Annotated in this window: 9 protein-coding genes; 2 read left to right on the top strand and 7 right to left on the bottom strand. The window is 57.5% G+C overall.

Annotated elements, in window-relative coordinates; translation table 11 throughout:
- Window positions 1-1,526 (bottom strand): acyltransferase family protein (locus BLQ92_RS33530; RefSeq protein WP_090693130.1); only part of this gene is annotated, 1,526 nt, incomplete at its 3' end.
- Between the two features lie 231 nt (window positions 1,527-1,757).
- Between BLQ92_RS33530 and BLQ92_RS33525 the strand changes: the two genes are divergently transcribed.
- The gene (locus tag BLQ92_RS33525; RefSeq protein WP_090693126.1) at window positions 1,758-2,099 is read left to right on the top strand and encodes a helix-turn-helix domain-containing protein; all 342 of its coding nucleotides are present in this window, start codon (window positions 1,758-1,760) and stop codon (window positions 2,097-2,099) included.
- Between the two features lie 87 nt (window positions 2,100-2,186).
- On the opposite strand, the gene BLQ92_RS33520 is transcribed toward BLQ92_RS33525, so the two are convergent.
- The 5 genes from BLQ92_RS33520 to BLQ92_RS33495 all read right to left on the bottom strand — a co-directional run bounded on the left by BLQ92_RS33520 (window position 2,187) and on the right by BLQ92_RS33495 (window position 7,381).
- A complete protein-coding gene (locus BLQ92_RS33520) occupies window positions 2,187-2,549 on the bottom strand; it encodes a hypothetical protein (protein ID WP_090693074.1) in 363 nt (120 codons plus the stop codon).
- Between the two features lie 94 nt (window positions 2,550-2,643).
- Window positions 2,644-3,273 carry a hypothetical protein gene (locus tag BLQ92_RS33515; protein WP_090693071.1) on the bottom strand — a complete coding sequence of 210 codons (630 nt, stop codon included), beginning with the start codon at window positions 3,271-3,273 and terminating at the stop codon, window positions 2,644-2,646.
- A 1,638-nt stretch (window positions 3,274-4,911) separates the two neighbouring features.
- Window positions 4,912-5,127 (bottom strand): hypothetical protein, encoded by a 216-nt coding sequence (locus tag BLQ92_RS39700; protein WP_143016724.1) that lies wholly within the window; start codon window positions 5,125-5,127, stop codon window positions 4,912-4,914.
- 304 nt (window positions 5,128-5,431) lie between these two features.
- On the bottom strand, window positions 5,432-6,385 hold the full coding sequence (locus BLQ92_RS39695) for a hypothetical protein (RefSeq protein WP_143016723.1): 954 nt from the start codon (window positions 6,383-6,385) through the stop codon (window positions 5,432-5,434).
- 249 nt (window positions 6,386-6,634) lie between these two features.
- A complete protein-coding gene (locus BLQ92_RS33495) occupies window positions 6,635-7,381 on the bottom strand; it encodes a hypothetical protein (protein ID WP_090693057.1) in 747 nt (248 codons plus the stop codon).
- 212 nt (window positions 7,382-7,593) lie between these two features.
- Here BLQ92_RS33495 and BLQ92_RS33490 point away from each other — a divergent pair, with 212 nt between their 5' ends.
- Window positions 7,594-8,034, top strand: coding sequence for a hypothetical protein (locus BLQ92_RS33490; protein ID WP_218133060.1), 441 nt, complete (start codon window positions 7,594-7,596; stop codon window positions 8,032-8,034).
- Here BLQ92_RS33490 and BLQ92_RS33485 read toward each other — a convergent pair.
- The gene (locus BLQ92_RS33485) at window positions 8,019-9,179 is read right to left on the bottom strand and encodes a hypothetical protein (protein WP_090693050.1); all 1,161 of its coding nucleotides are present in this window, start codon (window positions 9,177-9,179) and stop codon (window positions 8,019-8,021) included. The two genes, BLQ92_RS33490 and BLQ92_RS33485, sit on opposite strands and share 16 nt — an antisense overlap.
- Window positions 9,180-9,433 lie beyond the last annotated feature (254 nt).

Here is a 9,433-nt window from a genome sequence, read left to right as displayed (position 1 = left end):
GCCGCAACCAGCACGATAGTCGTCAACGCCGGATTGCCGAGCAGCATGCGCAACGCTGCCTTATTCGCCTCGGGGCACTCCTCCCCGTCGTCCGCCGCATTCGCTTTGATTTCATGGACGCCAGCCATCGGCGGACAGCTTGCGCGCGCAACCAGCGTCCAACTCATGCCGGGCGTTGACTTACGTACCAGCCCCCAGTACAGCGCATCGGCCTTGCTGTCGCCCCACACCGCGAAATGGGATGGTGCCCGTTTGTCCGTCGCACAGAACTGGAATAGGTCCCGATCGGCAGGCGACACGCTGCACGTGAGATTGACGAATTCGTGACCAGCGCCCAGCGTCGCCGTGGTGACATCCGCATCCGGGCTGTACCCCTTCCGGAACCCGAATCCGCCGCGAACATACGTCATGCCGCCGAGATACGCGACGCCGAGCATCAGCACGCACGGCGCAACCAGTTTCCACCGGACCTGCGGCCCTAGGCGAATTGGCCGTTCAACGATCACGGTTGTCAGCCACGCCAATACGATGCTTACGACGATAATGCCAGCCCGCACCCCCACTGGCGGTTCAGCGCCCGCGACGATGAAACAGAGCGATAGCAGCGGCCAGTGCCACAGGTACAGCGCGTAGCTGATTTTTCCAAACCACACCGCGACCGGATTGCCGAGCAGCAGCCGGTTCGTCACCCCTCTCGGACCCGCTGCAATCAACGCTACCGCGCCTAGCACTGGCGGTACCGCAAACCATCCCGGAAAGGGCAACCGGGAATTCAGCACGATAAACGAAACCGCGCACAGCAACAGACCGATGGATGACGCACTATGGGCATTGTCGTTTCGCGCCACGCCTCGGCCGGAAGCTGCGATTGCAAGTCCGGCGCCTGCGGCCAACTCCCACATGCGGCTTGTCGGCCAGTAAAAAGCCGCGCTCGGGTGATAGCGGACCAGCCAGATGGCCGATACGAACGACAGCAATCCGGCCACGGCGCAGACCAGCGCGACCCGATGCAGCCGAACGGCGACATACATCAGTACAGGCCACACGATGTAGAACTGCTCCTCGACGCCGAGCGACCAGAGATGAAGAAGGGGCTTGGCGGAAGCGGTCTGGTCGAAATATCCGGCTTCCATCCAGAACGCCCAGTTCGAGACAAATCCCGCTCCCGCGAGCACGTGTTTTCCAAGCTCACGGTATTCCTCGCCAGTCAGGCAGAACCAGCCCATCGCCCACGTTGCGAGCAGCACGGTCACAAGTGCGGGAAATATCCGCCGGATACGCCGCGCGTAGAACCGCGCGAGCGAAAACCGTCCCGCCTGCATGTCGGCGAGCAGGATGCCCGTGATCAGATAGCCGGAGATGACGAAAAACATGTCGACACCGGCAAAGCCACCCGGCAATGCGGCAGGAAAAGCGTGAAAGATGACGACTGCAAGGACAGCAAGCGCACGCAGGCCATCAATATCGGGACGGTAGGTGTGTGATCTTGCGGTTGCTACGGCGACGACGGGGAGTGTTCTGGTCATGGTTGTGCGGGTACGCGAGGCGGCCGAACGGCAAGAAACCGCTCGGATGCGTTCGCGAGCCCGTTCCGATTTGTAGTGTTTACTCGACAAAGAAAGGCGTAACGAACCCCCGTGTCCGGATAGGCACAGTCAGCAAGGGAGGGCGATATGGATCAGTTGAAATTGAATTGTAGAGTAAACGCGACTTTAACTGTCGTGTTTACAGCGTCGTTAATCAGTCGACAGGTGGGCATGCTGCCCACCATGACCGTCAAACGATTCACCTCTGCGCCCACCAAACCCGCCCCGATCTCCATTGCGCTGGGCGCACGTATCAAGCAGCGTCGGCACGAAGTAGAGAAATCGCAGGAAACGCTGGCGTTCGAAGCGCACGTCGACCGCACCTATATCTCGTCGATCGAGCGGGGTGTCGCGAATCCGTCCATCGAGACGCTGGCGAACATCTGCTATGCGCTGAACTTGACGCTGGCTGAACTGTTCGAGCCGCTAGGCGGCGTGTCGCTTGCGCCGACCGGCGAGCGCCGCGCAAATGCGGCGACGCCGCCCGAAATCAAACGCTCCCGGTTCCGCTAGACCCGTTTTCCGTTATCTGCCCGTTGGTCATCGCGCGACCGTCAACCGGCATGACAGATGCGGTTGACGGAGCGCGAATCGGGTGGATCAGGCAAGCCAGCCCATCAGGGTGCTGCAGCCGACCACCGTGCTGATCAGCAGCCCGACCGTCTGTGGCCCAACGCTCCAGAAAATTTTGGCTCCGAGCATTCCCTGCAAGCCGCCGCTGGTGATGATGATGTCGGGTTTCGCTGCACGGCGAAGCGTATTGCCGATTCGCACGCCGACTACGCCCAGCAGTGCGCCCACAATCCAGACGAAGACGAACTTGAGCGCCAGATGCCGGGTGTGCTGCGGCAAATTGGCTGCCGTCGCCATGAATGAGATCAGAATGGCGATGATCGTCCAGAGCACCGCGCCGAGGCGGCTTTTTGGGGCGGTGGTATTGACTGCGCTGTTGCTGGTTTCCATGTTCATTCCTTGTTTATAGATAGCGGGGTTCAGATATCGGTGCGCGTCGGACTAACGCCGCTGCGCAGAGGCGGGGCGGAGAGGGTTGACGTAACTACGGCGGCTTGAGGTCCGGCCGCTTCGATCCCGTCAGCCGCAGGGATACGCAGTCGGTCAGCGATACCCGTTCTTTGTCCTGTGCCGTGACATACGGGTCGGTACGCTCGCGTTTCGCGTCCGGTGAAAACTCCAGGCGAGCATTGTGCGGTCCGATGCCGGGGTGCGATTCCGACGAATCTGTGATGAGGATCGCCGAGGGCTCGAACCGCCGACCGGTCAGCCTCCCTGAAATGCCACTTGCGAGCACGGCATGATGGTGTCGGGGACGGTGAAGCTGTGCGAAGCTCAGGATCACGGGGTGCCCATCCTGCACGGCCGCGAGGGTAAAATCCAACATCCGGCGATGAGCGCCCGCGAGATGTGTAATCTTCAGCCCGAAGTCCAGTGCGTCCAGCCGCTCGGAAAGCTCTACAAGACTCAGTCCGTCTGCGTATACGTCTTTCATCTGCTGCCAGAACCGTCTTGCGTTTGGCTCGCATCGGCGGGCCGATATCTGGCTGGGGTTGTTGATGATGCCGAGGATGGTTAGTGCCGCCGCCGCTGCGTGGGTGGCGCATCCGCCGGAAATTTGACCCTGTGATACGTAAAGATCGGAGCGAGTGGAGAGCAGTTTATGCACGATCACTTAAGGTATCCTTAGTATTCATTCGGGCAAAAAGTCGTTGTGGCTGAGCGGTCCGCCTCGGAAATTAGCCACAATTTCTCCTGTCGGGCTCCAACGGCATACGCGGAGAGAATTCGCGTGCCATTAGTGAGGGCGGCGTCATTGGCTCTTTTGTCTGCATCACAAACGGCTCCCCAATCCCCGCACTGATGCCGCCGAAGCAGTGAAAGGGCGTTCGTTCCAGTACGGGACATGACTTCAATTGCGCCGGGAGTGGCCATAACGCGTCCAAGCGGGAACAACGGGCAAGACAGGGCGGCGTGATTCATTCGTAGGTATCCTTAATTTTTTATATCGAGCATCCTCTCTGGATGAAATATCCGCTATCAAAGGCCAGAGGGGGAGAAGAGCTGAACCGCGAGGCTTGCTTCGGGTGTGGTTCAGGAAAACGCGGTGCTACAAGGGAGGTCGCCGGTGCAGTTCAAGGCACTAGCCGTGTGACAATAAAAACTCGTGCAGGCCACGATGAGGCAGTGACGACAAAAACGTGTTTTTTCCAGAAATTCGATAAAACTGACTGTCAAATTGCCATCTGCCGGTGAAAATGTAACACAAATCGCGTTGGAGCGATAAAAGAGCCGGATCAATTCATCACGGATGGGTAAATTTTACCGATGCGATGATCCCAGTGCATCCTGCGACGCTCCCGCCCTCCAGAAATCGTCTTCCGGCCCGTTTCCCGGTCCGTCAACGGCTTGGAATCCCCCGGTGAAGGGCTGGGTGAGAGTGAGACTGTGCGGGGCGTTATGGCCCGGATTTTCTGGTTCGAACGAATTAGAATAAATGCTGCGGTGCAGCAAGTGTGGTTTCCGGCCGTTCCGCCGTGGGAAATCGGGTTGCGATGCTCATTTTTTAAGCAAAATATGCTCGTTTAGGCGTTTCCAGGTGCTTGGCGATCCTAAGCTAGGCCTGGAGTCCACCTTGAGCGTCGCCGATCCGACACTGCCGGGATATTGATGGTTTAGGACCGCCGCATTCGCGAACACGACGTGCAGTCATGGAAGTTGTAGCCGGACTCGGTATCCAACCAGAATTTCGTCGCGGAAATGCCCCTGTTGTTACGTCCGTTTCCCCGCAGGTCAAACATAGGTTGGATGGCGAACCGGCGGTCGATGATGGCGGGGTGGCGGCATCTGCCGACAGCGGCGAACCAGATGTCCCCGATGCCAGACGCGCCTGCAGATGACACGCGGGTGAGCCTCCGCGGTAGTTGGGAAAAATGCCATTGCCGACGCAGCCAGCAAAATCAACGAAACGAGTTTCCGCGCCGTGCTCTCCTGTTCAATGCACGCCATTCTACTGGGGCTTCTCCGGTATAGTGAGTCGTTGGCAATCTCCCGGCAATGTGATCATCGAGACAAACCAGCCGGACGACGGTTGCGCAAACTCGGTCGCACTGCAACCCGCCTAGATTCAGGGCCATGTTTAGCTATCAAGTTTCCTACGAGCATGGCCTCGCGAGCGCACCGAGCGATTGCATCGTTTAGGTACCGCTGCAGTTGGTCACGGACTTTCCCGCGTCGATACCGTGCGCTGCTGCCCGAATTCCTCGCCGATCTCATCCGGCAGAGTTCACCGCAAATTGGGCGAATCCTGTTGTTAGGTGCGGTGGCCCAGCTTCACCAATTTGGCCAATTCCTCACAGAAGTCGTTGTACGTGAGGCAAGTGCAGGCAGTGATCGTGATATTCCGGCGGAAGGCATTGAGGCAACGTCTGTCGTCCGACACGAACCAATTTGCGTAACTGGCGACGTCAGCGATCAGTGCGTCGGCCCGGTGCTTATCTCCGCCGTTGCCGAGATGCGCATCGTACATAGCTCCCGCTCCAAGACTGTCACCGCAGCGCATCATTCCCATTCGGGCGACGGCTTGACCAACGTGCTGTACAGGGAGGAGGTCCGGCAGCGCACCCGTTTTAAGCCTAAGTTCTTCGGCCACAACGCGTGGCATGAGGACCCTGATTGATCCAGATGTGATTAGGTCGGCGAGTCTCGAACGCGTCGCCAGTTCCTTCTCTAGCCGGATATGAATGTTCGTATCGAGGACTATATGAATCACGTGGCAGTCGCCTATATCTGGAAGATGGAAGCGAGATAGCGCTGTCTCTCCGCATGCGCTCTCAGTCGCGGTGGCCGTGTGTGCTTGGAATTTTTTGGTGCGCGGAGCCGCGCAGGAATGCTTCGATGCTGATCAGTCTTTCTTCACGATCACCTTTTCGTCGCCACGGAGCACCAAGAACGAAAGTGTGAGATGTGCCGTACTTCTGTTTGGCTGAGAGGCTGCCATCAGGGTGCAGCTTCCACTCCGGCTTAATCTCGAGGAGCGACGCACCTACCGCCGAAACGTCAAGAGCCCACGAGAATTCGTTTCGACGGTACCAGTCTTCCTTCACCATAGCCAGGTACGCGTCTCGCTCGTCGTCCGACAGGCGGTACAACGCAGCGATGCGTTCCAAGGTGATATCCAGCCGCCCCCTTATCCTGGCTAGGCCGAGATGAAATGTTTCGTGGCAATCGGGGCACACTGGAATAAGTTTGACAAGGCGCTGGACGCCGCACAACGCGCCTCGATGAAGCTGTCCGTGTTCGCTGGGTTCGTAGTACTTCCAGATTTCGTGGCAATCCAGCTTTTCCCCGGCACCGCAAAGCAGGCATCGATGTCCCGTTGCCACAAACGCGGATTGGCGGAGTCGATTCCAGCATGGCCACGTCAAAAGGTTCGAGAGACTTGATCCCCATGACGTTTCTGGAATCGAATCGGCAAGAAACGGTCGTACGCTCCTTTTGGCGGCATATGGCAAAAAATCTTCGATCGGCGGCAGATCGGCACCGGATTCTCCGAAGAGGAATACACCATCTTCCTCTACAAGGACGCCTGCAGCCGCGTTTGCACATTGTCGAGCTTCCTGCTGCTTGAGAAGAAACAGTCGGTTCCGACTGTCGAACAGCACTTTACTGAGTTCGGATATCGTGCAGATTCCGCGCAGTTGCGAAAGAAAGGTGCCGGAGTCATCTCGAACCTCGAAGTCGCATCCTTCAATAACCACCGTACGGAATTTACGAGTGAGTGTCATCGTTTTTTTAGAAGTAACGCCTACGAATCGGGGCGACGCTGCCCTCAGCCGCTGACCCGGCCCTCTGCATCTGTGCCGGACTGTAAGTCGTGGCACAAGCGATGTGCAGCTCTCCCGTGAACAGGCAACCATGGCATGGCCCGCGAATACCTGGCATTCCTCGTGGGCCAAGGCGGGGACCGGCGATCAGGTAAGCTAGTGCATCCGCCAAACATTGAATGCGATTGCCAATCGAGTTCGCGACCAACATTACACATTCACTTGCCGCTTCGCCACAGAACGCCCACCTTCATCGACGAGTTTCTTTTCCGCGATCTTGAAGACAAGGTGTAGGATTGACCACATCAACCCAAAAATGAGAGCCGCTACTGCAAGACCGACCCACTCTCGAGCGGGGTGTGTCGTAGCAGGATCATTGAAGTTCATCAAAAGCTCGCTAAAGGGCTTCGATAACCCGGCAGCAAGAAAGAAGATCACACCCGCCGCTGCGATCATAGTTGCGAGCCAGCCGACCGCGGTCAAGAAGGACATATCGCGCCGCGCCGACACCTCTTTCCCGACGACAGTGGCAGGAACGTACGCAACCCGCTGCGGAGCCTTACCTCGTGTGATCCAGAATCGCGTCTCGTACTTTGCCCGTTCCCAGTCATGCTTCAGTAACAGAGCGACTCGCGCCGTTACGTCATCAAGAGCGACCAATCGTTGTGTGGCAGGTGCGGTCACTATACGATCGATGTTACTGAGAATCGAGCGATCAGCTTCGTCCTGAGGGTTCAGACGAAGCTGAAACTGAAGACGCAGACGCTGAACTTCTTGAAGTTGTCCATTTCTCGTAGCCATCGTGAGCTTGTCCGCGAGTTCGCGGATATGTTCACGCCATTTTGTCCGTTCTTTCGTAACGCTGTCGACGTGGATATTGCGCGCAGCAACCCGCATGGTCGCGAATGCGCTGATAATAGCGCCGGTCGCGGCAGCCCCTAGAATCTCGGTAAGCATTTTCTGGTTTCGATATATGTGATGATCAAGTCGCCTACGTACACTATATCGACATGACTACAGTGAAACTTGAGAACCACCGATGAAGGGAGTTCGCTGGCCTTAAAAAATGCGCAGCGCATACAGCCATATTGGCGCTATGCGTCTTTGGATGTGCGCGTTGATTGATAGCGCGCCCAATGAAGGGGATTCTGGAATATCGGGGTTGCCAAATGGCAAATGCAGAACTGAGCTTCGCGAGAGAACCGTCACCGACCTCGGATCAAAAGAGTGAGTTGGCCGTGACACTGGTGTTGTTGGCTTTGACGGCGCAGCGGGTGCTCCGCGTTGCCGACAAGTTCGATGCGTGGACCCCGACGCTTGGCGCGTGCCATGAGAACGTCAGGCGCTGGGTTGAGTCTCATTCCGCTCATAAGGCTGTGCGCGGCTGGCTCGACGTGTCGTTTCTGGCGCTGCCGCCTGCCAGGCGATTCACCGCACACTCGGTTGTTGCCGACGAGCATGGCGATCTTTTTGATGTGACGTTGGGTGCATCTGATCCGGGGTGCACATTCATCCGGCACCCCGGTAGTGACGAGGATTTCTTTTACTACGCATTCACACCTGGTGAGCACACCATCGAATATGTACCACCGGTTCAGGCAATTCGATGATCGAGTTTACTGGCCGTCGAAGTATGGTTGCACTGCGTGCGCGTTTCCGCTCGTGCTACGGGGCTTGCTGCGCGCGGCGTAGCGTCTTCCAGTGGCGGAGCTTCTCGCTGACTATTGCTTTCGTTGTTGGCATGGAACGCAGCAGCAGGGAATAGCCCCGTTTTACGCAACTCCGCGCACGCCTGTGCCCACATGGTATCCGGCTTCCACCAGCTGGCCTTATGCGAGCGCCAGAACGCATTGATCTTGCGTACATCCGGCGTGCCCTTGTAGTGCTCAAGCGCGGCCTTCACGCCACGATCACGGCACAGCGACATGAACTCATCTTCCAGCTTCTTTGGCAGCGCCGAACCTTCGCCATTCAGGTCGGCAAACGTGAAGCGAGCGAACCGGTTTTCGAGTTCTCCGAGTTTGTGCAGCGGCAGACCGCGCAACTTCTTGCCGCGCACCTCAACGCGTACGAGAGGCGGCGCACCATGCAACTGCTCCAGCTGCTTGATGAAGTTCGCCGTCAGCGGCTCGTTGCGACGGCCGTGCTTTGCAATGTTGAGGATCGCGCGGTGCCGACGTTCGGCGCTCTTGTCGTAGGCAGAAGTCATGTAGTCCGACTTCTCACTGCCGAAATTATAAGTTTCGACAATGCCTTGTGAGCTTACCGTTTTGCCGAACACGGTGAACTGCTGCGCGTTGCCGTAGGTGACCAGCATACGGCTTAGATCGGCATGCACGATATCGACCGCGAAGTCGATGTGATTCAGTAGCGCACGGCGCATCAGACTACGATACGACGGCCCGACAATGCGCGTCATGACATCATGAAAGTGCTCGACATCACCGACCGCGAACTTTGCCGGATTCATCGTCACTGAGATGCCACCCTTCTGGCGCTTGAGATCGAGCGCGCCAATCTGCACCAACGCCTTCGATTTGCCGGGCAGAGGAATGTTGAAGCTGAAACGATACCGTTTGAACTTAACGTAGGCGGGTTTGCAGAAGCCATCGTCAATCTCTTTCTGAATGCGGCGACGAGCACGCTCGAACAACGCTTGGCGAACGACCAGCGGATCGCAGGCCCATGGCAGCAGGAAGACGAGGCCATCAACAACCGGCCTTCTCAGAGTGGGAGTTTTAATGCGCAACTTCATGAAGGGTCCTTCGAGAATTTGTTGAGCGGGCGTTCTTGTGCGAACGTCGGTTGCATCGGCATCATGCGATCACGCGCATCGAACAAAGCAACACCTACAGGATGGCTATTCGATTTGTGGGCGCGGCTGGGTGTGAATGCGCGTGCATGCATGTCAGCGATGCACGTTCATTTACAGTTTTGGGGCGAGAGGGTAAGTGGACGGATTTGCGAGCTGCGCTGCGCTAAGCGTCCGGACTGCTACTACTATGAATA

This window comes from Paraburkholderia phenazinium (genome assembly GCF_900100735.1).
In the GTDB taxonomy this organism is placed as follows: domain Bacteria; phylum Pseudomonadota; class Gammaproteobacteria; order Burkholderiales; family Burkholderiaceae; genus Paraburkholderia; species Paraburkholderia phenazinia.
This window is presented reverse-complemented; position numbering and strand designations above follow the sequence as displayed.